Genomic DNA, 23,145 nt, shown 5'->3' with positions numbered 1-23,145 from the left:
TGAAGATCTGATCTTTAATATTTGGTAAGATAGGGACGCCCCTCTTTATATTTTCAGCGGTTGCTTTGCGTGCAGCTTTATTTTCTGCTACGATATTCGTAACGATTTTCAAGGAGGCGACAACTTATGGCCAACCTGCAGCAGCTTACCTCTCTTGAGCTACGAGATCGCGAAGCGGTGTCAATCACCCTCTCCGCGGATGAGCTTGGTGAAGGACGGCGAAGCGGGGGGAGCGCCTTCCGCTGGCATATTACTTACGATTTTCTGTCGGAAAAGCTCGCAGCAACGTTAAGCGGTTCTTGATGAAAATTTACAATTTTTGAACGACCTTTGCTGGTTTGATTGCTAAACATACGGTTTTGTCGTATTATTACCTTAATCATCCATGATTGGACAAACCTCCGGTTTGCGGTCATGTACATTGGAGCGAATCATAGTGACGGTAACCATTTACGACGTGGCACGGGAAGCAGGCGTGTCGATGGCGACGGTATCCCGCGTCGTCAATAATAACCCTAACGTCAAGCCTCAGACGCGGAAGAAAGTTTACGAAGCGATAGAGAGACTCGGCTATCGGCCGAATGCCGTAGCGCGGGGACTTGCAAGCAAGAAGACGACTACGGTAGGCGTTGTCATCCCGGATATCGCGAATGCGAATTTCGCGGAAGTGGCCAGAGGCATCGAAGACATCGCCAACATGTATCACTACAATATCATTTTGTGTAACGCGGATAAGCGCAAGGACAAGGAAATTCGCGTCATCAACACGCTGTTGGAGAAGCAGGTCGATGGACTGTTGTTCATGGGCGGCGCAGTCACGGACGAGCATATTCAAGCGTTCAAGACGTCGAACGTGCCGATCGTGCTTTGCGGTACGAAGGATGAGAGGGGGGTTATCCCTTCCGTCGACATCGACCATGAAGCGGCTGCCTTCGATGCCGTGACCAAGCTGATCCAGGAAGGGCACCGTTCGATCGCGATGATCAGCGGCACGCTGCAGGATCCGGCGAACGGCTACGCCCGTTACCAAGGCTACAAGCGCGCGCTTGAGCAAGCCGGTTTGGCTTTCCGCGAAGATTACGTACGCGTGGGCAACTACAAGTACGAATCGGGCATCGAGGAGATGCAATATTTCCTCAACCTGCCGGAGCGTCCGACAGCGGTATTCTCCGCTACGGACGAGATGGCGATCGGAGCGATTCACTGCATCCAGGACGCCGGACTCTCGGTTCCGGACGACGTGTCCGTCATTAGCGTAGACAACAGCCGGATCTCGTCGATGGTGCGTCCGCTGCTGACGACGGTTGCCCAGCCGATGTACGACATCGGCGCGGTCTCAATGAGATTGCTGACGAAGCTGATGAAGAAAGAAAACGTGGACAACGCGACGGTCACGCTGCCTCATGACTTGATCGCTCGCCGTTCCGTTGCCGGACCGAAAGGCAGCTAACATTCGCAATGACAGAGCCCTGCCGGCGTTTCGCCGAAGCAGGGCTTCTTTATGGACAAACTCGACGAGAGAAAGGATAGATACGGATGACATTTGGAACGATCGGCATTATCGGGGCGATGCAGGAGGAGATTGAGCTGCTGCTTGCGCAAATGGAGAACAAGCAAAAGGAAGCTCATGCGGGGATCGCCTATTACAGCGGCGCATTTCGCGGGAAAAAGGTAGTTCTGACGCGTTCGGGCGTCGGCAAAGTGAATGCGGCGGTATGCACGCAAATTCTGATCGACAAGTTCGGGGCCGATGCGATTTTGTTTACCGGAGTTGCAGGGGCGGTCGATCCGGGGCTGAATATCGGTGATATCGTCATTTCTTCCAGCAGCCTGCAGCACGACGTCGACGTTACGGCTCTCGGTTTTCCCCGCGGTACGATCCCGTACCAGGACGTATCGGAGTATAAGGCCGACGAGAGGCTGATTGCCCTTGCCGTAGAGGCCGGGAAAGCCGTACATTCAGGTTGCTGCAAAGTCGGCAAAGTTCTGTCCGGAGATCAGTTCATTGCCGACCGGGCAACCGTTAAGGCGCTGTACGAGCAGTTCGGAGGGGCATGTACGGAAATGGAAGGAGCTTCCGTCGCGCAGGTGTGCTTTATGAACGACATCCCTCACGTCATTATCCGTTCGATGTCCGACAAAGCCGACGGCTCGGCGCATGCGAACTTCGCCGAGTTTACGGTGGAAGCGTCAAACCGTTCCTACGCGATTGTTGAAGGGATCGTGAAGTCGCTCTAAGGCGCTTAACCGATATGCTGTAGAGCGATCTCTAAATTTTTGATGTTCTTTTCCGTAATTTCCGTCCGCCGCGGCATTGGCGTCCAGTTCTTCACATCGTCCAGCCAAGTCGTAGGCAGCTCGTAATCGGGCTTGTTAGGGGCAGGCACGTCTGACCAGCCTTCAGGCAGCAAGCCTCCGTCTTTCTGAGCGTCGATGGAAGCCAGCAGCGGATGGTTGTTCATCTCCAGCCATAGCAGGCTCCAGGCCCGCGGCACGACCCTCCAGTGGTCGTATCCTCCGCCTCCGAGAGCAACCCATCTTCCGTCGGTATATCGATCTGCAAGGCTGTGGATCATTTTCGGCATCTCGCGGTAAATGCGCATGCTGCAATGAATGTGCGCCAACGGATCGAAAGCGTGCGCATCGCACCCGTGCTGACTGATGATAAGATCCGGACGGAAGGCGCGGGCCGCGCTCTCGAGCGCTCGACCGAAGCAGTCCAACCATGAATCGTCCTCCGTATAGGGCTCCATAGAGACGTTTAAGCAAGCGCCGTAGCCATGAGAGTCTCCCCGTTCATGCGGAAAACCGCTTCCCGGAAACAAAAACTTGCCCGTCTCGTGAATCGACAGCGTGAACACATCGGGCTCCGTGTAAAAAAACCATTGAACTCCATCGCCGTGATGGACGTCCGTATCGATATAGAGCACGCGCGCCGAATACTTTTCCCGCACATGACCGATTGCGGCCGCCGCGTCGTTGTAGACGCAGAAGCCGGAGGCGCGATCGGGAAAGGCGTGATGCAGGCCGCCGGAAAGATGTAGCGCCCGCTTGGCTTTGCCAGACATGACCGCATCCGCGGCTGCCATCGACCCGGCCGCCAGTTCAACCGCAGTCTGGTGCATATCCAGAAAGTAAGGGGTATCTCCGTCCTCCTCCAGTCCGTATCTCTCCGCATCACTAAGCGCTTTCATATCGGGCTTGGGGGCACTCAGCGCTTGTACGATTTCAAGATAATCGGGTCTATGTATGCTCCGGATTCTTCTCTCCGCCTCCGCAGCGGGAAAGGGAGGGAGGGCTTGCTTGTCGTCCAGCGCTCCGATCTTCCTCAGAAGATTTTCCGTCAGTTTCAGTCGGATCGGATGGAAAGGATGATCGTCGGAAAAACGATAACGCCCGGAGGCTTGGTTGTCAATCCATATCGTAGAGGAAGCCAGATCTGGTCGCCTGCCTTTCTAGTACATAAAACGTTGTCTGAAGCGCACGCGGTCGAATTGCTCGGCGGAGGACAGAGGAACGTCTTTGCCGATCCGCACCATGAGACAGTTTGCCGGATGCGCGCAAATTTCCGGATCGTCCGTGGCGAACCAGACCATGCCGACCGATTTCATCAGCCGTTCCATCATTTCCCGGTACTCCCAGACGTTCAGACCGCTGGTTTCGAGATCCCAGTGCCAGTAATATTCGGTCGTATAGACAATCATATTGTCAAGCTGCCCGTCTTCGAACGCAGCGGAGATCATGGCCTTGCCCAGTCCGTAATTCCGATAGTCGTCGGCAACTTCGATTGCCCCTAACTCGACTAGATCTTCCATACCGCCTTCCGACCAACGTTCCATCTCGTCGGGATAATGGAAAGTCACGTATCCGACGAGGACGTCTCCGTCTCGCGCCGCAATAATTCGGCCTTCCGGCAGCTCCGCGATTTCGACCAGCGCGACATGCTGCTCCGCAGGTCTGCGAAAAGCGTCCAGCTTCGGATGCATGGTCAGCCGCCGCAGCTCTTCAGGTGCGATCGGGCCTTCCACGATCAGGGTTCGGCCGTGCCGTTCAATCGTATGGCGGACGTATTTTTTGATATGCTCCATGCCGTTCCCCCCTCATAAAACCGTGTTTGAGCTTCGTATATTATAGCATATTTAAGCCTAGCAAAGTGTCTATGGCGCCCCAATCAAAAGAATATTGCCCCTGCAGTGACAGAAATTGTCCTTGCCTACTATGCAGACTCCGAATGTGCTGTGGTATAATGGCTGTGGCGGAGGGTTAACCTCAAGTTACTGAAAGCGCATTCGTATAACGGGTGGCCGCATTTTAATGGGAAGGTGATCAAAGTGACATTGCAATCGAACGAAAAATTGGCCGTAACGGCGAAGGTGTCCAATATGGCATCTTACGAAGAGGCGGTCGAGAGCTTTAACTGGGCGGACATCGAGAAGCAGTTTACATGGTCGACGACCGGCAAGGTAAATATGGCATACGAGGCGATCGACCGCCACGTTGCTGAGGGCCGGGGCGACAATATTGCGCTGCACTACAGCGACAATCAGCGCGAAGAGAGCTATACTTTTGCCGATCTGTCCAAGCAATCCAACCGATTTGCCAACGTGCTTCGCGGGCTGGGAGTAGGCAAAGGGGATCGCGTATTTATTTTCATGCCGCGGACGCCCGAGCTATATTTCAGTTTGCTCGGTACAATCAAGGTTGGCGCTATCGTCGGCCCCTTGTTCGAAGCGTTTATGGAAACTGCAGTCAGAGATCGGTTGCAGGACAGCGGAGCAGTTGCGCTAGTAACTACGCCTGCGCTGCTCTCTCGCGTACCTCGGGAAGAATTGCCGGATCTGAAGCATATTTTCATATACGGAGATTCCGTCGCGGAAGAGGACGGCATTGTCGACTTCGGCAAAGCGCTGGCAAACGCGTCCGACGAAGCGGAGCTAACTTTCCTCGATCGCGAGGACGGCCTTATTCTTCATTACACTTCGGGCTCTACGGGCAGACCTAAAGGCGTGTTGCACGTTCATAACGCGATGCTGCAGCATTATCATACGGGCCGTGTAGTGCTCGACTTGCGCCAAGGCGACGTGTACTGGTGTACGGCAGATCCGGGCTGGGTAACGGGAACTTCTTACGGCATTTTCGCGCCGTGGCTGAACGGCGTGACGAACGTCGTGCGCGGCGGACGTTTCAGTCCGCAGGATTGGTACTCTACGATCGAGAAGTATAAAGTCACCGTCTGGTACAGCGCGCCGACCGCTTTCCGCATGCTCATGGGAGCCGGCGACGATGCCGTCAAGTCGTTTGACCTGTCGAGCCTTCGCCATGTGCTGAGCGTAGGAGAGCCGCTTAATCCGGAGGTTGTGCGCTGGGGCAACCGCGTATACGGCCAACGCATACACGATACGTGGTGGATGACGGAAACCGGCGGGCAGCTGATCTGTAACTATCCGAGCATGGAGATCAAGCCCGGCTCGATGGGCCGTCCGGTTCCAGGCGTACAGGCGGCGATTATCGACGATCAGGGCAACGTGCTGCCTCCGTTCCGTATGGGCAATCTAGCGATCAAGACGCCGTGGCCGTCGATGATGCGCGCCGTTTGGAACAATCCGACGAAGTACCAGGAATATTTCCATATTCCCGGATGGTACGTCTCAGGAGACTCGGCCTATATGGACGACGAAGGCTACTTTTGGTTCCAAGGCCGGATCGACGATGTCATTAACACATCGGGCGAACGGGTCGGCCCGTTCGAAGTCGAGAGCAAGCTGGTCGAGCATCCGGCCGTTGCGGAAGCCGGTGTTATCGGCAAGCCCGATCCGCTGCGCGGAGAGATCATCAAAGCGTTCATTTCGCTGCGCGAAGGCTTCGAGCCATCCGACGAGTTGAAGGCCGATATCTCCAAGTTCGTTAAGGAAGGCTTATCCGCTCACGCATCTCCGCGGGAGATCGAGTTCAAGGACAAACTGCCGAAAACTCGCAGCGGTAAAATTATGCGTCGCGTACTGAAGGCTTGGGAGCTCAACCTGCCAACAGGCGATCTGTCCACGATCGAAGATTAATAGAGGGGGCACGTATCTCCTGTAAGGAACGGAGTACTTGCCTTTGCCGACATAAGAACTTCGTAAACATAAGGAAAGGGGATGTCCCTAGTCATCTTAATGACTAGGGACATCCCCTTTTTGCTATGATCGGCGTTATCCGCCGGATTTCACTTCGACCGCGGAGGTTGGCGACGATTCGCCGGATGAGCCGACCGCCGTAATTCTGTACCACCCTGCGGCGGCTGGAGAAATATACTCGAAAGATGTAGATTCGGTTGTGCCCAGAAGCTTGTACTTGTCGTTTTCCGAGCTGGCGAACCAGACTTGGTATTGGGACACGCCATCCTCTGACGGGTTGGCGTTCCACGACAGAATAACGCCGATATCCGTGCCTTGAGCGCTGAATCCGCTCGGGGCGGACGGAGCGCTGTTGCTTCCGCCGCTCGGAATCTCCGGACCGACCTCGCCTGTGTTGCCCCCATGCTCACCGCCGCTAGTGCCATCTCCAGGGCCTGCGTTCGGATCCGGCTGATTCGGCAGCGTAGGATCGATAATGATGCCGCCGTCCGTCGAATGGATCTCGCTTGGAGCCGACTCGTTGCCGGCGACGTCGACTGCCGTCACGTAATAGCTGTACGTTTGGCGCGAGCTGATGTAATTGACGAACTTCAAATCTTCGCCGACCGGCAGCGAAGCTTCGACCTTCTGGAACGGGCTGCCGTTAATGGAGCGGTACAGCCGATAGCCGGCCACGTCGGCTTGCGGAGACGCGGAGAACGTAATTCTTGCGATATTGTCCAGCGTCTCTACCGCGACGTTGCGCGGAGGATTCGGGACGGCTCCGTCCTCGACTCTCGGATCGACTTTCGAAGGCGCGCTGTCTTGCGCATCCTTCGGCAGATAATAGGAGAGCGGCTTGCGGCTTTGGGCCGCAACTTTGCCAAGCTTCGCTTGCAAATCCTCAATCAGCGCGTCGAGCGGCGATTGACGGACGACCATGACCGATTCTCGAAGCAAATCCTCAGGCGTGCCGCTCTGCGGCAAGTAGTTGACTCCGTTATAGGAGATGTACTTGACCTTGACCAGCCCGTCGTCGGATTCCGTCGGAATAAACTTGCGGTTAAAGATGTCGGTAACCATTCGACCGGCCTGTCTGGTCAAATCGGTAGGCAGCTTGCCGCTAACGCTGGACACGGTCATCGAGACGATATTGTCCGGCTTCTCGAACTTGGTAGTCGGGAACAGCTCGGGCTTCGCCTCGGTCACTTCGTTCATGATCTTGGCCCAGATCGCTCTAGCGCGGCCGTGGCTATCCGACGAGAGCGTATGAATGACCTTCTCGTACCCGGCCCAGACTCCGAGCGTAACGTCCGGCGTGAAGCCTTCGAACCAGACATCGCTGTAATTTTGCGTCGTGCCGGTTTTGCCGACGATTGGAATGTTCTTGTAGTTTTTGAATTGCGACGTCAGGGACGTCGCCGTACCGTTCGTAACGACCGTACGCAGCATATCCGTCATCAAGTAGGCGGATTGCTCCGAGACGATTCGCTTCGGATCTAATTCGTGCTTGTAAACGATCTGATTGTTGGCGTCGCGAATGCTTTCGATCAAGTAAGCGTCGTTGAATACGCCTTTGTTTGCAATCGCCGCGTAGGCGTTTGTCAATTCCTCAACGGAAGTACCGTACTTTAGACCTCCGATAACTCCCGTCTGCGCTTCGTCGTCCTCCTTAACCAGCGTCGTGATGCCGAGCGAACGAACGAACGCCCAGGATTCTTTAATGCCGACCTTCTCAAGGAAAATTTTCAGAGCAGGGATGTTATAAGAGCTGTTCAACGCTTGACGCGCGGTGACAAGTCCCGAATACCGATTATTGGAGTTTTTCGGAATATGATAACCGCCGCCGCCGTTCTTCAGAATAACCGGAGAATCGTCCAAGATGCTGGCCGGCTGAATAACCCCTTTGTCGATCGCAGGCAAATATGCGGCGATCGGTTTCATCGCGGAGCCGGGCTGGCGAACCATCTGGGTCGCAAAGTTCATCTGCTCGATGTGAAAGTCGCGTCCTTCGATCATGCCGAGAATGGCTCCCGTCTTGTGATCCATCAGAACGGCGGCGATCTGTTCCACGCCTTTTACAGGATGATCCTTCGCGAAGTTTTCCGGATTTTCCGCAATTTCGTGCATCAGGTTGTAAATCTTCTTATCGATGGTGGTTGTTACTTTATAGCCGCCGCGCAGCAGTTGCGCGCGGGCATCCTCGATCAGCGCCGAATTTTCCTTCTTCTTCAAATCCTCGCGAGTCAAATTCGGATTTTGCTTCATGACGAGCAATTCGGCCGCTTGACGCTCGGCTTCCAGCATCAAGTAAGGATAAGTATTGTACGCTTTCTCCGTCGGCTTCGCCAGAGAGCTGCGGAGATCGAAAGCGAGCGCTTCTTCGTATTGCGCCTTCGTGAGTTTATTCTCTTCAAGCATGCGGCTAAGAACGAGCTTCTGGCGCGTGACTGCGCGATTGAAGTTCTTCTCGTTGAATTCTCCCTTGCCGTTAAAGGCGGAGTAGAGGGAGGGAAGCTGCGGGACTCCTGCGAGATAAGCCGCTTGGGCGATGTTCAGCTTCTCCAGCTTATCGATGCCGAAGATGCCTTTGGAAGCCGCTTTGATGCCGAATACTTGATACCCGTTGGAGCCGTTGCCGTAAGGCACCTTGTTTAAGTAGGCGGTCAAAATTTCTTCTTTGCTTAAGTACCTTTCCAGACGCAGGGACAGGAAAATTTCCTTGGCCTTGCGGCTCGAAGTCTGATCGAGGTTCAGGAATACCCGCCGGGCCAGTTGTTGCGTAATCGTGCTTCCTCCGGTCTGAACGCTCTCGTTCAGAAGCTGCTGCTTCACGGCGCGGAACAAGCCGTTCGTGTCGATGCCGGGGTGCGTAAAAAAGTTTTTGTCCTCGATGGCGATTACCGCGTCCACAATGATTTGCGGTATTTGATCATAGGTGACGGGTCTGCGGTCTTCCTCCGAACGAAGCTGTCCGATGGGAGTTCCGTCGTTGAAATAGACGAAGCCGGTTATCGCGTTTTCGTTGATCCTTTCTTCTATGAAGGCGCGATCGCGAATCGGTTCTTCATGGACGAGGGAAGCGACGAATCCCGCTACCGCCCCGGCTCCGACAAGTCCGGCCAAAATTCCGAACAAGATCAGCCATAGAACGGTAAAACCCGCGATTTTTCCTGCTGTTTTGAAGCCTTCTCCCTTGCGTTCTGGCTCCGAAGGGGGTTGTTTTGTAGTCGTCATTATTTTAGAAAGCCTCCTTCAACAAACAGAACTATTATAGCACAACTAACCATAGTTTGGCTCCATTGGAAAGCCGGTCCGCCGGAACGGCGAGCGCATGAGACCTGGGCGATATCCGCACCGTAACGGTTATACGCAACAAGAGGGCAGAGGTTGTGCTTTCGACAGACAAAAAAAGGGGTGCTTCGCCATCCTTTGATGACGCGGCATCCCTTTAATTTTGTTCGGCTTTACAGAGCTGGAGGAGTGAACGTCCTTGCGGCGAATTCCGAATCCATCATGAAGAAGGCGTTGCTGTCCTTGTCGATCCGCTTCAGCTTGTTAATGATCGTGTCGAACATCGACTCTTCCTCAACCTGTTCATCGATGAACCATTTGAGGAATTGAATCGTCGCATGCTCCCGGTCGTTCATCGCCAAATCCGACAGGTGGTAAATGCGGCGGGTTACTTCCTTCTCATGCTCATAAGCATGCTCGTAAGCGTCGAGCACCGACGAATATTCGTTGTTTGGCGTATCCATGCCCGCAAGCGTGACGCGAATGCCGCGGTCGTTCAGATATTTGTAGATTTTCATCGCATGGAACTTTTCCTCTTCCGCTTGCACGGTGAAGAAGTTGGCGAAGCCGTCCAGGCTCTCGCCGGAGCAATAAGCCGCGATCGCCAAATACACGTGAGCGGAAAACAGCTCGTAGTTGAGTTGGTCGTTCAAAGCTTTGCTTAAAGTTTCGTTGATCATCTCGCGACTCACTCCTTTTGGAAATCTGTAGGTTCTACCCGAATTGTACCATAAAGCGTCGACTCAGCCTATCCGCTGCTTTAATTTCTCGTAAAGCGCCTCGGGTGACGGGGCGACGACGATTTCGGTTTTGCCGATCAGCGCCATGCACTGCTTTGTACAATGTTTGCACACGCCTAAACAATCCTTTTTCTTCTTCTTTAATTCCGGATATTCGATTTTTAGCGTCTTATAGACGGATTTGGAGCCATGCTTGTCGAAGTTTCGGCAGCAAAATTTGATTTTCTTCATTAAGAAGAACACCGACTTTCCGCTCAAGGTATCAAACTGTCATACAAATGATATTAATTCTCATTATCATTGTCAACAAAAATAAATTTAACGTTGGTTCGGTTAAGAGAGCAGGGGCGTAAGCGATTTGTTCGCGGCGAATTCGAACCGGTAGGAGAGGGATTGTGAGGGGTTAAAAAAACGCCGCCCCCGAAAGGGCGACGCACCAATACTTTAATCGATGGAAAGGATATAGTGCAGGATTCGATGTCCGAGTTCGTGGAATCACCGGCCTGTGCAGGAACGATTTGGTGAGGACGCAACGTAAAAGCGAATTCGCAGTTACGTTCACATTATGACTAATGCTGCACATGTCGCGCCTGGCCAGTCGAAAAAATTCAGAGAAGTGTGTGGTTCGAGAAGTTATCGAATGGATCAGCCGACTAAGTGAATACAGAGACTTCATTACCACTTATTTCATCTTATCAATCGCACCGTAGAATCTACGAATCAAATAGATTAGTAGGATTATGATTCCTAGAACTAGTAGCTTTTCCAACGCATTTTTCCAATGAAACCCGCTATCCTCACCGATAAATAGGAAGAAAAACAGAACAAGAAAGAACGGAACGTAAAGCACGAGTTTTCTCATTTTTTCTCCAATTTTTTATATGTATAATTCTTTTGGATTTCCTGAAAAGCACTCCCATAGTGAAAAATATTGTTGCACTAAGAAACCTAATGTTCGCATTCAATTCGTTCAACATCACTTCATCTATTGGATATTATTGAAATATTTGAAGTTTTCATTAAATCAAGCGCGCCAATGTGCAGATTGTGATAGACGCGCAGATATCGCATCATAAACGATCAGTCTGGAGTCTTAGGGTCTCGGGCTGATTGTCGTTCTACTATACATATTTGAACCAGTTCTGTGTAGTAACTTTACAATCATTGTTTTCAGCAAAAGCCCGACAACCTTAACTGGTCGAGGGGCTTTTATTTGTCTTCATACTTTTACTCTAAATGATCTATTGCGTATTGAGCTTCTTCTTTGGTAAATTTCTCACCATATTCTGAAATCAATTGATCGTAAATGTCCGCATCTGACATATTCATAGATTCTGCGTACGATTTAGCCATTTTTAGTGCATTTTCTTTCCAATCAAAAGTGATATTATCTATGGCATATTGAGCGGCTTCTTTAGGAAATTTTTCTCCATATTCAGAGGTTAGTTGATCGTAAATACCCGCCTTTGACATATGCATAGACTCTGCGTACGATTCCGCCATTTTTAATGCCGCCCTATGTTCTCTAGGAACACTCTTCTCAGTAGCTTTCGGAGCCTCTGTCTCTTTAGCCACTTCCGGCGTTGCCGACTCTTTAGCTACTTCCGGCGCAGTCGTTGACTCTGGTGCCTTCGTCACTGGAGTCGAGCTTGTCGGTGCTGAAACACTTGCAGGCTTAAGAGCGTCATTTTCTGATGTGCAACCAGAAAGAAGTAGAGCGGCCATTGCGCCAGTGATTAAAACCTTTTTCATTCCAAATCTCCCCCATTGTAGGAATAAATTATATTCGCCAATATTACAATATGTGGCGAATTTTGACGAGTCCTGATTTTTATTGCGGCTATCTGCGCCCAGTAACCTCCACTCCCGAAATGGCCAATCATGACGGTCAAGCACAGTCGAGTAACTTCTCGTCCGCATTTGGACTCCCCGCCCTTGTAGGCTGCTTATACATACAAGGCGAAGAGACCAACAAGAGACGAGTTTGAGCTTGAGGAATTAGCGGATCAATTGACCGAAGCGAAAAGAGAAGAGATCGAAGTCGTATTGACGTATGGGGGAGTGAAGAGGCGGTGAGAGGTACAATAACGGAAATGGATACCAGGACTACGTTTGTGCATGTCTATCGAAACGGTGAGACGGTTAAGGTTCCGTTTTCTGGATATTATGAGAAGCCCCGGGGATCAATGACCGGGGCTTCCTTTCGCTCTTCATACTCTTAAACGTTTTGAATTTCACAGCGCAATAGTGAAAGGAGATAGCGCCTACCACGTAAAATTTAGCCCCAATTAGCTCCATTTCGACGCATTTTATTGCATTATCCTGCAATTTATCGATACCGGCAAAAACCCCGGAATCCCACTGTTATTGGGGATCCCGGGGTTTTTATAAACTAGGTTTGCGTTCAGCCGAAATTAACGGCTGTAGAATTCGACGATTTGTTTAACGTCGATTTCTTGGGACAGCTCGCCGCGATCCGGAAGACGAGTGTACTTGCCTTCCATCGTGTTGGCGTTGTAGTCCAGGTAGCCAGGAATGTGGTGACGTCCTTCCAGAGCTTCCTTGATCGACTTCATGGAGCGGCTACGCTCGCGAAGACCGATTACGTCGCCTGTTTGCACGATGTAGGAAGCGATGTCGACTTTCTTGCCGTTGACCGTAACGTGGCCGTGGGAGACCAGTTGACGGGAACCGTAACGAGAGTTAGCCATGCCGAGACGGTAGACAAGGTTGTCGAGACGGCTTTCCAACAAGATCATGAAGTTGTCGCCGGCGATGCCTTGCAGCTTCGAAGCGCGGTCGAACAAGTTGCGGAATTGCTTCTCGTTCAATCCGTACATGTGACGAAGCTTTTGTTTTTCTTGCAGCTGCATGCCGTATCCGCTGATTTTGCGGCGTTGGTTGGCGCCGTGTTGTCCCGGAGGGAATGCCCGCTTCAATTCCTTGCCCGATCCGCCCAGAGAAATGCCCAGGCGGCGACTTAACTTGAACTTAGGACCTGTATATCTTGCCATGTGTGAGAAAACTCCTTTTTCAAAATAAATAGTTTTGAAAATGGGTCTCGTTGCGCGGATTGTCCAATAACCGATATTGGTTCCGACAGGGAGTTCAGCCGCTGCCTGCCGGTGGATCGTCCGAGAGGGTGCCACAAGATCTAAGCCCAGTATTCAACAAGATATATTATAAGAAGCTGAGGGAATTTGTCAAGAGGCGTTGTTTTATTTGAATTGTTTTACGCCGACGATGAGCGACTCCGAGGCGCTAAAACTGTGAGAAACAAGGGCTGAGAAAATAAGTCAAAAGGCTATAGACTTCTATAGAGGTTAGTGCAAAAATCACGGTTTCATTGTATAGTAAAGAGAGTTACACGGGGGATTAGGGGGTGTCGGGTACGGTCTACAAGAGGAATGTTCAGCAACATCACGAAACGCCAAACGTTACGGAGAATCCGTCCCTTACCCGTCAGCAACTGCCTCAGTGGTTACAGAAGCAGGAGCTAACCGAAGCGGACTTGCCGTATATCCATGATTTGCTGGCAAGCGGCTTCGCAAAGTGGCTGGAAGAAGCGGAAGGCTTCCCTTGGCTGGGTGGGCCGATCGCGCTGCTTCACCCGGACGGAACGAATGTCAACACGAGTCAGCCCTCGGAAGAGTCGGAAGCCGAGCTTCCATTCTGGGGCGAAACGGGCATCGGCCCTACGGCCGCCAGCAGAGCGCTGGATACTTGCCGCCCGACGCTGATGCGTGCGGAAGAGCATCGTATCGCCAAGCTCAAAGAATACGATTCGATTGCCGTGCCGATCTTTGCGAGAACGACCGGCTTTCCATATGCAGTTGTCGCATGTCTGCTTCCGGCAGGCACTGCGCAGGCGGGCGACCTGAAGCTTCTTCAGGCCGCAGCGCTTCATATACGAAGCTGCATCTACCGGAGCTTCGAGAATTTATTCGTCGGAGGCTTGCTGAGGGAACGCAAGCTGTCCAATAAAGAAGAGGTTCGCCGGAATACGCTGTTCGGCGTCATGAGGCGGCTGAACGACCATATCGACGTCGAGAGCGTGCTGTCCGAAGTGCTGGACAGTCTCGAACAGCTGTACCCGGTTTGCAAGGCGGACTTATTTCTCTCCCAGGATTATTCGAGCCCGAACGAGAAGGTTCGCCCGCTCGCTTTCCATCTCAACGAGATGGAGCTTTGCAAGGCGGCTTTCCTCGACGGGAAAATCCGCGAGGAGTTCTCGGTTGGGCGTCATCGCGCCGCGCTACCGCTGTCTGGCAAGCAGGGTGTGTACGGCGTGCTTAGGCTAGATATGCCGGAGAAGCAGCTGGATGAAGCGGACATCAGCTTCCTGACGATGCTCGCGGGTGCGGCGGGAGCCGCTTTCGAGAAGGCGAAGCTTCATGAGCAGGCCAACGTTCTCGTAGGAGAGCTGCGCCTCATCAACGAGCTTACGCAGAGGCTCAACAGCAGTTTGAAGCTGTCGGAGACGATGCAGTTCGCTTCTGCCGAGCTGCTTGCGATTTTTAAGTCGGATTTTTGCTGCATCCTTCAATTCGATACCGGACTTCAACAATTCATGGTCATGTCCTCGAACGTAGCGGAGATGATCGGGGAGACGTACTCGAAAGATTACGGCTTCTGCGGCGTCATGTGGTCGACCCAGGAACCGATCATTCTGTCGGACTACTGCTCGGCGACGCCTGTCCAGTCGAAGCTTATGGACGTGACGGACTCGCGCTCCTTGCTCGCTTCGCCGCTGCTGCTCAACGGAGAAGTCATCGGGGCGGTGATGATCGCGAAGCGCGAATCGAACTTTTTCTCCTATGATAACTACAAGTTATTGCAGGTGCTGTCGGCCCATTTGGGTCTGGCGATTTCGAACGCTACCCTGCATGCCGAAGTGCGACGGATGGTCATTACCGACAACTTGACCGGTCTGTATGCGCGGCATTATTTGAACGAGCGAATCGGCCGCAAGCAGTTGAAAGACAGCTCCGGCTCTTTGATCGTCGTCGACATCGACCACTTCAAGAAAATTAACGATACCTACGGGCATCAGGTCGGGGACGATATTTTGATTCAGGTGAGTCAGATTATTCGCACCTCGATTCGGGACAGCGATATCGCCGCCCGCTGGGGCGGGGAGGAACTGGCGATCTACTTGCCGCTGCTCAGCTTGGAGCAGACGGAGCGGGTTGCGGAAAGAATTCGGCAGCGGGTCGAGTCGGAGACCAATCCGAAAGTAACCGTATCGTGCGGCATTTCGGAATGGCGGCTCCAGGATGAGCGGGTCAGCGTCGAAATGCTGTTCTACAAGGCCGATATGGCGCTGTACGAAGCGAAGCATCATGGGCGCAATTGTATTGTTGTCGGTTAATGCACGAGTAACGTATAGGCATCAAAGCGCAGGCGGCGCCGGGGAGGAAAACCCGGCGCCGCCTGCGCGCGTTTCGAGATGAAGATCCCCTTGGTGTATAGACCCGGCAAATGGGGAAACGATACGAAGCGAGGGGGAGATGACAACGAAATGCATAAAAAGGTTAGGCATTGCCTACTAATTTGCGGAACGGGATTGTTTCTTCCGCTTTTGACCGGATGCATGGGGGCGGCGGGAGGAGTGTCGGCGAACGAGGCATTCGCTTTATCGGCTTCCGCGCTGTCCGGCAGCGAGAGCTACGGTTTTGCGGGGAAACTCGCCGTGTATAGTCCTGGGGGGAAAGTAGAGAAAAGCGCGTCGTTCAAAGGAGAGGTCAGCCTTCACGGCAATCTGAAGCTTAATTGGACGGAGCCGGACAAGGCTTCAGGCGTGCTGGACGAGAAAGAAAGGATTGCCCCCGGGTACAAGCCGCTAAGCCTGCTCGAAGCGCTGAACGGCCGTAATGCTTCGATCGCTTACGCCACCGCTCCTGCGCCGGGCGAGCCAGTGCGTATCCGCATCCAATTGCGCGAGGAGACCGCCAAGCAGCGGATTGCGGATGCGCTTCGCAAGGAGCTCGCGGAAGTCGGCGCGGATGAACGGCTTTATGTCCGGCATCCGGAGCAGGCGCGCAAGACGCTGAAAGCTTCCGAACGCAGGCTTGAGGCCGCTCTCGCCACGTTAAAGGTCGATACGGTCGTGCTCTGGACGGCCAATTCCAAAAGCTGGTTTCCGGAACGGATGGTGGAGGAGACGGAGCTGCTTTACGAGTGGGAAGGAAAAACGTACAGCGAGAAGCGAACCTCGGAAACGAATTTCCTTGCAGCGGCTAAGGTGGTACAATAAAGTCGATTGATCTCTGAAAAAGGAAATCAGCGAGAAGGAGTGTCAGTATGAGAGATCCGCGAATCCGGCAATTGGCCGCCAACTTGGCAGGGTACTCGGTGAAGGTGAAGCCGGGAGAAAATGTGCTTATCGAAATGATCGGCTCCGAGCGGGAACTGCTCAAAAGCTTGATCGAGGAAGTGGCCAAGCTTGGAGGAAATCCGTTCGTTGAAATAGAAGACCGTTCGGTGCTGCGCACCTTGCTTCTCAACGCGACCGACGAGCAATTGCAAACCTGGGCGGCGTATGACTTGGAGCGGATGCAGCGGATGGACGCTTATATCGGCATTCGGGCCGGCGACAATGCCAACGAACTGGCCGACGTGCCTGCAGACCGCATGAAGGCGTACGACCGCATCCATCGTCATCCGGTACATATGGAGCAGCGGGTGAAGAAGACGAGGTGGGTCGTGCTGCGTTATCCGAACAGCGCGATGGCCCAATCTGCGAATATGAGCACGGAGGCGTTCGAGGATTTTTACTTCAACGTCTGCAATCTCGATTACGCTAAAATGGACCGTGCGATGGACCCGCTGCAGAAGCTGATGGCTCGTACAGACAAAGTGCGCATCGTCGGCCCCGGCACCGATCTGTCGTTCTCGATCAAAGGCATCGGCGCCCAAAAATGCTCCGGCGAGCGCAACATACCCGACGGCGAGGTATACTCCTGTCCGGTACGCGACTCGGTCAACGGCACGATTTCTTACAATACGCCTAGCGTCTATAACGGATTTACGTTCGAGAACATCAAGTTCACGTTTGAAAACGGCAAAATCGTGGAAGCTTCGGCCAACGATACCGAGCGGATCAACGCGCTGCTGGACAGCGACGAGGGCGCAAGGCATATCGGCGAGTTCAGCCTGGGCTTTAATCCTTTTATTCTTCATCCGATGAAGGATACGCTGTTCGACGAGAAAATCGCGGGAAGCCTGCATTTCACTCCCGGGCAGGCGTACGAGGTGACCGACAACGGCAATCGTTCGTCCATCCACTGGGATCTCGTTCTCATTCAGCGTCCCGAATACGGCGGCGGGGAAGTGTACTTCGACGATGTGCTGATCCGCAAGGACGGCCTCTTCGTTATCCCCGAACTGGAAGGGCTGAACCCGGATTTGTTGAAATAATGATTTTTTCCCTTGCGTGAAAAGAGGGGAACAAGTTATGATGTTGGAGAGATTGCTACGCCTAAAATTTAGGAGGGAATTCCGTGTCGAACAATGCTGCAATTGTAGAGTTATCCCAAACCGCAAATAAGTTTCGTTCTTCCATCGTTCTTCAAGCGGAGAACAAGTACATTGACGTGAAGAGCATTCTGGGATTGTTCACGACGCTCGTAGGCAACCTTTCTTATGAGCTTCATGTTCACGGTCCGGATGCCGAGGAAGCAAAGAAGGAGCTCGGAGAAATTTTCTCCAAGCACGGCCTTAACGTCAAAGTTGTGGAATAATCCGCTTTAATGTTCTGGAGTTGAGGTTTAAGGAGCTGTTCTCGTTAGGGCATTGCGCCCCCGAGACGGCTCTTTCGTCTGTTTGGAGCGGAAAGTTTCGGAGAATACGGTTACCTGTCCTTGTGCTTCCGGGCATTATGGTCTAATATAAAAGTGATAGCTAGACAAATGGCTTAGAGCCTTCGTCGTTCCGACGGAGATTTGCTTACAATTGCACGCAAGGGCACAGGGGGAGTGGGAATGGCAGCGTCGGATACCCTAGTCGATCTTCACGAGAAAGCGCTAAGGCTGCTTCGGGAAGACGCCGATAAGATCGAGAAGTTGATCGCTATCCAGATGGAAAACCTAACGACTCGTAAATGCCCGTTGTACGAAGAAGTTCTGGACACCCAGATGTACGGCTTCTCACGGGCGGTTGATTTCGCGGTGCGTACAGGATTGGTCGACGAGAGCGCTGGCAAGCTGTTGATCAGTCAATTGGAACGCAATCTGGCGATGCTATACGAAGCGTTGGAAAAGAAAGAAGAGTAGCACCCTGACAGGGCAGGGTTGCTGCTCTTCTTTTTTAGACGAAGAAAAACGCGACTCCGAGAATAGCATAGACGAACAGCAGCAGCATGCCCTCGAACCAGGTCGTCGATCCGTCCCGCGAGATGGAGATCGCGATGAATACGGCTACGGCGATGGCGGCCAGCTCGATCGTCGTGAAGATAAGATTCATCCCCCCGCCGAACAGCAAGCTGACGAAGACGAGCACGGGAGCGACGAACAGGGCGATCTGCAAGCTGCTGCCGACGGCGATCTCGACCGCGGCCCCCATCTTGTTCTTCAAGGCGAGCATGATAGCCGCGCTGTGTTCCGCCGCATTGCCGACGATGGCTACGACAAAGGCGCCGATGAACAATTCCGACAGGCCGAATCGCGCGGAGAACGCATCCAGCGTATGGACGAGCCATTCGCTGATGAATGCGACCATAACGGTAGCGACGACCAGCAGAACGACGGACAGCGATTTGGACCAACCGGGGCTTTCGCCGTGATCGGCCTTCGTTTCCTCGTTGTCTGCGAGCAGATCCTTATGGGTGACCATCGAATAGATGAGCCAGCCGATATAGGCAATGATCAGAAAAGCGGCTACGATCTCGCTCATTCTGAGCGTATCCTGCACGGAGATATGCTCGGTTTGCACGAAGATAGCGGGAATGAACAGGGCAATAATGGCGAGCAGCATCAGCGATGCATTTTGCCCGGCCAGATGGACGTTGAACTTTTGCTCCTTGAACTTGAGCCCGCCTGTCAAAGCGCTTGCGCCGAGCACGAGCAGCAGATTGCCGATGATCGCGCCGGTTAAGCTGGCTTTGACGATTTCGAACAGTCCTTCCTTGATCAGGAAGATGGCGATAATCAGCTCGGCCGCATTGCCGAACGTCGCGTTCAGAAATCCGCCGAGCCGTTGTCCCGCATAGTGCGCAACCGATTCCGTCGCCTTGCCGAGCAGGCCCGCGGCGAATAAAATCGCGATTCCGGCAAAGGCGAACTGAAGCTCCATCCCCCAATGCAAATAGTGGGAAAGGGCGCTCAGAAGAAACGTCAAGATCAACAAGGGATAGAACGATTTTTTTAACAAGCGGATACACCTTCTTGGAGGCAGAATATAGAAAGTCTCGGATTGGTATTTCTTACTATACCCAATTTTTGTATTGCAGTAAACGGAGATTTTTGAACAAAACGCGGCAGGCGGTCGAGTGCGGTTGATTATGGTCTGGTCTTCCATTACAATGGAAACATATTAGGTCGGGGAGAGTGGGCCGCTATGACAGATGAACTGCAGCAAGGTATGATACGGATTTCCGATGACGTCGTTGCCACGATTGCCGGATTGGCGGCGCTGGAGACGCCGGGAGTCGCCGCGATGTCGGGCGGCATATCGGAAGGATTGGCCAAGAGACTAAGCGGACGCAACGCTCAGAAGGGCGTCTCCGTCGAGGTTGGCCAGGTCGAAGCGGCAATCGATTTGCGAATTGTTGTCCAGTACGGCATTCCGATTCAGGAAGTCGGGCGGAGATTGCAAGAGAACGTTCGGGAAGCCGTCGAGAACATGACAGGCTTGAACGTCGTCGAGGTCAACGTCAAGGTGGAGGGCGTAGCCTTCAAGGACGAAGAAGCCGTCGATGAGCCTAACCGGGTGAAATAATGTATCCTAGAACATGAGAAGAGGGCTGTCCAAGCGGACAGCCCTCTTTTAAGCATATTAACGATGGACTTTAGTGCGGGTATAGGTCGTTGTCGGGGCTGCAGAAGCGGGCTGAGTCGTTTTCTCTAAGCGATTGTACTCCCTGGACACGCTGAGCAGGATCCCCATGCCCGCCAGAAGCATAAGCATCGACGAGCCCCCGTAGCTAATGAACGGCAGCGTTACCCCGGTAATCGGAATCGCACCGCTGACGCCTCCCATATTGATCAGCGCTTGGATCGCGATCAAGGAGACGATGCCGATTCCGACAAGCGTGCCGTAGATGTCCGGGCAGCGCAGCGCGACGATCAGCGCCCTCCACAGGAACAGCACATAGAATAAAATAAAAACTGTCGTTCCGATGAAGCCGAGCTCCTCGCCGATAACCGCAAAAATAAAGTCGTTGTAAGCGTACGGCAGGTAGAACAGCTTCTGAACGCTGTTGCCGAGTCCCGCCCCCGTTAGTCCGCCGTGTCCGAATGCCTGCAGCGAACGGTTCAGGTGATATCCGCTTCCCTGCGGATCTGCCAGCGGGTCCAGAAAGGCGGTGAAGCGGTCGCCGCGGAAGCCGAATCCCGCATCCGGGTTAAGCAGCAGATAGACGCTTGTCCCGAGCGCGGCCAAGCCGATCAGAACGGCGGAGGAAAGCATAATATGCTTGAGATTCGATCCGCCGGCGACGACGATGGCCGAGGCGCACATAACGAGAATGGCGCACGAGCCGAAGTCGGGTTGAAGCATGATGAGGAAGGCGAAAAAACCGACGACGATCATGACGGGAAGCAGCCCTTTTTTGAAATCCCGGAACTTCTCGTCCTTTTTCGCGATAATCGCGGCTAAGTACAGAATGATCGCCAGCTTTGCGAATTCGGTCGGCTGTATGCCGAAGGAACCGACGCCGAACCAGCTTTTCGCGCCATTCCTCGTCTCTCCGATAATCGGAACAAGCGCGAGCAGAACCAGCGTGCCGATGAAGAACAGCATAAACAGCTTCTTATATTTCTGAAAGTGGATATTCATCAGAACAAGCATGATAAACGTGCCAAGCCCGACCCACATCAATTGACGCTTCAAGAAGTAGAAAGCGTCATTGTTGTAGGCGGGCTTCGTGACCGCCATGCTGGAGCTGGCGCTGAAAACCATGACAAGTCCGAATCCTACGAGCAGAAGCGTCAGGATCAGCAGCAGGAAATCTGGCGCGCCGCGCTGACCGCTCTCCGGAGATTTCATCCCGAGTTCCCCCAAGCCGCTTAGGACAGCAGCTTCTTCAGATCCTGCGCGCGCTGTTTAGCGGCGTTCAAGATCGGCTCCGGAATCGCAGATTCGTAATCCAGTCCATGCGGGAACGTCGAGCGGCCGATATAGACGCCTTCCACTTCCAGGATGGCTTCCGGATTTTCCAGCTTGCCTTCGATCGCTCTGGTGGCGATGCGCAGATAGTAATCTTGTCCGCTCGTGCGGTCGTGAAGCTTCAAGTCGTAAGTAGCGCGGCGATACTCCCATTGCCAGCGAACAAAGCCGAGCTTGTCTCCGGATTCATCCAAATGGCCGAGATCACTGCGAATTCCGTTTAGCCCTGTATTTTCGAGTAACATGGTCATCCTCCTTATGTAGGTCCAATCCAACGTGCAGGCTGAGCGCGTAATATCGCCATCTTCTGGCAAGCGCCGTCCACTTCCATGATAGTCGGTTTGTAGGCCTTCTGCAACCCTGCAGCCGGTTGTAAGTTCGAACGTTCATTGACAATTCCGCGGGCAATCTGCAGGGCAGGTTACGGAGGCTTGCCGTTTCTGATACAATGATACAAATACGCGGTTTTCGGAAGGAGTCGTCGCCATGACGGTCAACGAGCAAACGCTGCAGTCTCTTTACGGGGATATGGTGAAATGGCGCCGGCATTTTCATCAGCATCCCGAGCTGAGCTTCGAGGAATACGCAACGTCCGACAAAATTGCGGCGCTGCTCGCGGAGTGGGGGCTCGAAGTTCGCCGGGCATCGGCGGGAACGGGAGTCGCAGCGCGCTGTGTCGGCGGTCTGCCGGGAAGGACGATTGCGCTGCGGGCCGATATCGACGCGCTGCCGATCCAAGACGCCAAACAATGCGACTACCGTTCGAGCGTTCCGGGAGTTATGCATGCGTGCGGCCACGACGGGCATACGGCACAATTGCTGGCCGTGGCCAAGTATTACAGCCTGCATCGAGAGGAGACGGCGGGAACTCGCGTTTTCCTGTTCCAGCCCGGAGAGGAACTGCTGCCGGGCGGAGCGATTCGGATGATCGAGGACGGCGGGCTGGACGAGGCGGACGCCGTTTACGGCGTCCACCTCTGGTCCCCGATGCCGCTCGGCACCGCGGCGACCCGCCCGGGCCCGTTTATGGCGACGCCGGACGAGTTCGAGATCGAGATTATCGGCAGCGGAGGGCACGGCGGATTGCCGCACGAGAGCAAGGACGCCCTGGTAGCGGGCGCCTCCCTCGTCGTTGCGCTGCAGACGATCGTCTCCCGCAGTGCCAATCCGCTGGACGCCGCTGTGCTGACCGTAGGCAGATTTGCCTCCGGCACGGCCAACAACGTAATCGCCGACAGCTGTAAGCTAGCCGGGACGGTGCGTTCCTTTAATAAGGAAATGAGAGACCTCGTACGGAGCAGACTGGAGGAGATCGTCAAGCATACATGCGGAATGCATGGCTGCGACTATCGTTTTCGGTTTGTCGAGGGCTATCCTCCCGTCGTAAATGACGAACGAGAAGCCGAGCGTGTGCTGCGGATCATCGCCGAGCAATTGCCGGACGGCGCTTCCGGTCCGTGCGAACGAGTGATGGCCGGAGAAGACTTCGCTTATTATCTCCAGCGCAAGCCCGGCTGCTTCTTTTTCGTCGGGGCCGGCAAGCGGGAGGGGGAGTCGGCGCCGCATCACCATCCGCTGTTCGACATTGAGGAGGAAGCGATGCTGCATGCCGCCCGGTTGCTGATTGCGGTGGCGGACGATTCCGCGCTTGATTGCTGATCTATGCATGAACCGGCGAAGAGGAGGAGAAC

The 23,145-nt window shown here is 53.6% G+C and carries 21 protein-coding genes and 1 pseudogene; 12 read left to right on the top strand and 10 right to left on the bottom strand.

Going from position 1 to position 23,145, the window contains the following annotated elements:
* Positions 1-126: 126 nt before the first annotated feature.
* The 3 genes from J4772_RS17270 to J4772_RS17260 all read left to right on the top strand — a co-directional run bounded on the left by J4772_RS17270 (position 127) and on the right by J4772_RS17260 (position 2,238).
* On the top strand, positions 127-303 hold the full coding sequence (locus tag J4772_RS17270) for a hypothetical protein (protein ID WP_209076356.1): 177 nt from the start codon (positions 127-129) through the stop codon (positions 301-303).
* 133 nt (positions 304-436) lie between these two features.
* Positions 437-1,450: a catabolite control protein A gene (gene ccpA / locus J4772_RS17265; RefSeq protein ID WP_116059396.1), complete on the top strand. Its 1,014-nt coding sequence runs from the start codon at positions 437-439 to the stop codon at positions 1,448-1,450.
* Between the two features lie 86 nt (positions 1,451-1,536).
* Positions 1,537-2,238: a 5'-methylthioadenosine/adenosylhomocysteine nucleosidase gene (locus J4772_RS17260; protein WP_209076354.1), complete on the top strand. Its 702-nt coding sequence runs from the start codon at positions 1,537-1,539 to the stop codon at positions 2,236-2,238.
* 5 nt (positions 2,239-2,243) lie between these two features.
* Here the strand turns inward: J4772_RS17260 and J4772_RS17255 are convergent, their stop codons facing one another.
* Together J4772_RS17255 and J4772_RS17250 are read right to left on the bottom strand one after the other, a co-directional pair.
* Positions 2,244-3,416 carry an acetoin utilization protein AcuC gene (locus J4772_RS17255; RefSeq protein ID WP_371822904.1) on the bottom strand — a complete coding sequence of 391 codons (1,173 nt, stop codon included), beginning with the start codon at positions 3,414-3,416 and terminating at the stop codon, positions 2,244-2,246.
* Between the two features lie 39 nt (positions 3,417-3,455).
* Positions 3,456-4,088 (bottom strand): GNAT family N-acetyltransferase, encoded by a 633-nt coding sequence (locus tag J4772_RS17250; RefSeq protein WP_116059399.1) that lies wholly within the window; start codon positions 4,086-4,088, stop codon positions 3,456-3,458.
* Positions 4,089-4,331: 243 nt separating this feature from the next.
* On the opposite strand from J4772_RS17250, the gene acsA reads away from it, so the two are divergent.
* Positions 4,332-6,056, top strand: coding sequence for an acetate--CoA ligase (gene acsA, locus J4772_RS17245; protein WP_116059400.1), 1,725 nt, complete (start codon positions 4,332-4,334; stop codon positions 6,054-6,056).
* Between the two features lie 135 nt (positions 6,057-6,191).
* On the opposite strand, the gene J4772_RS17240 is transcribed toward acsA, so the two are convergent.
* The 4 genes from J4772_RS17240 to J4772_RS37570 form a co-directional block, all read right to left on the bottom strand.
* Complete coding sequence (locus J4772_RS17240) at positions 6,192-9,332, bottom strand: transglycosylase domain-containing protein (protein WP_209076352.1); 3,141 nt, start codon at positions 9,330-9,332, stop codon at positions 6,192-6,194.
* A 230-nt stretch (positions 9,333-9,562) separates the two neighbouring features.
* The gene (locus J4772_RS17235) at positions 9,563-10,066 is read right to left on the bottom strand and encodes a ferritin (RefSeq protein ID WP_116059708.1); all 504 of its coding nucleotides are present in this window, start codon (positions 10,064-10,066) and stop codon (positions 9,563-9,565) included.
* 66 nt (positions 10,067-10,132) lie between these two features.
* Positions 10,133-10,360: a DUF1450 domain-containing protein gene (locus J4772_RS17230; RefSeq protein WP_116059402.1), complete on the bottom strand. Its 228-nt coding sequence runs from the start codon at positions 10,358-10,360 to the stop codon at positions 10,133-10,135.
* Between the two features lie 996 nt (positions 10,361-11,356).
* Positions 11,357-11,881 (bottom strand): Ltp family lipoprotein, encoded by a 525-nt coding sequence (locus tag J4772_RS37570; RefSeq protein WP_209076351.1) that lies wholly within the window; start codon positions 11,879-11,881, stop codon positions 11,357-11,359.
* A 207-nt stretch (positions 11,882-12,088) separates the two neighbouring features.
* Between J4772_RS37570 and J4772_RS37045 the strand changes: the two are divergent.
* Positions 12,089-12,351, top strand: a pseudogene (locus J4772_RS37045) (hypothetical protein); the annotation flags it as partial.
* Between the two features lie 192 nt (positions 12,352-12,543).
* Here the strand turns inward: J4772_RS37045 and rpsD are convergent.
* The gene (rpsD, locus tag J4772_RS17220) at positions 12,544-13,143 is read right to left on the bottom strand and encodes a 30S ribosomal protein S4 (protein ID WP_116059407.1); all 600 of its coding nucleotides are present in this window, start codon (positions 13,141-13,143) and stop codon (positions 12,544-12,546) included.
* 368 nt (positions 13,144-13,511) lie between these two features.
* Here rpsD and J4772_RS17215 point away from each other — a divergent pair, with 368 nt between their 5' ends.
* The 5 genes from J4772_RS17215 to J4772_RS17195 all read left to right on the top strand — a co-directional run bounded on the left by J4772_RS17215 (position 13,512) and on the right by J4772_RS17195 (position 18,402).
* Positions 13,512-15,500 (top strand): sensor domain-containing diguanylate cyclase, encoded by a 1,989-nt coding sequence (locus J4772_RS17215; protein ID WP_116059408.1) that lies wholly within the window; start codon positions 13,512-13,514, stop codon positions 15,498-15,500.
* A gap of 150 nt (positions 15,501-15,650) precedes the next feature.
* Positions 15,651-16,385, top strand: a complete 735-nt coding sequence (locus J4772_RS17210) for a hypothetical protein (protein WP_209076349.1) — start codon at positions 15,651-15,653, stop codon at positions 16,383-16,385.
* Between the two features lie 47 nt (positions 16,386-16,432).
* A complete protein-coding gene (locus J4772_RS17205) occupies positions 16,433-17,548 on the top strand; it encodes an aminopeptidase (RefSeq protein WP_209076348.1) in 1,116 nt (371 codons plus the stop codon).
* A gap of 83 nt (positions 17,549-17,631) precedes the next feature.
* On the top strand, positions 17,632-17,871 hold the full coding sequence (locus tag J4772_RS17200; RefSeq protein WP_116059411.1) for an HPr family phosphocarrier protein: 240 nt from the start codon (positions 17,632-17,634) through the stop codon (positions 17,869-17,871).
* Positions 17,872-18,111: 240 nt separating this feature from the next.
* Positions 18,112-18,402 (top strand): Fpa/YlaN family protein, encoded by a 291-nt coding sequence (locus J4772_RS17195; protein WP_116059412.1) that lies wholly within the window; start codon positions 18,112-18,114, stop codon positions 18,400-18,402.
* 34 nt (positions 18,403-18,436) lie between these two features.
* Here J4772_RS17195 and cax read toward each other — a convergent pair whose 3' ends face one another.
* On the bottom strand, positions 18,437-19,498 hold the full coding sequence (gene cax / locus J4772_RS17190; RefSeq protein WP_247741124.1) for a calcium/proton exchanger: 1,062 nt from the start codon (positions 19,496-19,498) through the stop codon (positions 18,437-18,439).
* A gap of 186 nt (positions 19,499-19,684) precedes the next feature.
* Here cax and J4772_RS17185 point away from each other — a divergent pair, with 186 nt between their 5' ends.
* Entirely contained in the window at positions 19,685-20,065 is a 381-nt protein-coding gene (locus tag J4772_RS17185) for an Asp23/Gls24 family envelope stress response protein (RefSeq protein ID WP_116059414.1), read from the top strand.
* A gap of 57 nt (positions 20,066-20,122) precedes the next feature.
* Here the strand turns inward: J4772_RS17185 and ftsW are convergent, their stop codons facing one another.
* Complete coding sequence (ftsW, locus tag J4772_RS17180; protein WP_209076344.1) at positions 20,123-21,334, bottom strand: putative lipid II flippase FtsW; 1,212 nt, start codon at positions 21,332-21,334, stop codon at positions 20,123-20,125.
* Positions 21,335-21,354: 20 nt separating this feature from the next.
* Entirely contained in the window at positions 21,355-21,699 is a 345-nt protein-coding gene (locus J4772_RS17175; protein ID WP_116059416.1) for a YugN family protein, read from the bottom strand.
* A gap of 241 nt (positions 21,700-21,940) precedes the next feature.
* Here J4772_RS17175 and J4772_RS17170 point away from each other — a divergent pair, with 241 nt between their 5' ends.
* A complete protein-coding gene (locus J4772_RS17170; RefSeq protein WP_116059417.1) occupies positions 21,941-23,113 on the top strand; it encodes a M20 metallopeptidase family protein in 1,173 nt (390 codons plus the stop codon).
* Positions 23,114-23,145: the final 32 nt, after the last annotated feature.

It is taken from the genome of Cohnella sp. LGH (assembly GCF_017671885.1).
In the GTDB taxonomy this organism is placed as follows: domain Bacteria; phylum Bacillota; class Bacilli; order Paenibacillales; family Paenibacillaceae; genus Cohnella; species Cohnella phaseoli.
The sequence above is the reverse complement of the archived record's forward strand: the minus strand, read 5'-3'. Positions and strand labels throughout refer to the sequence as shown.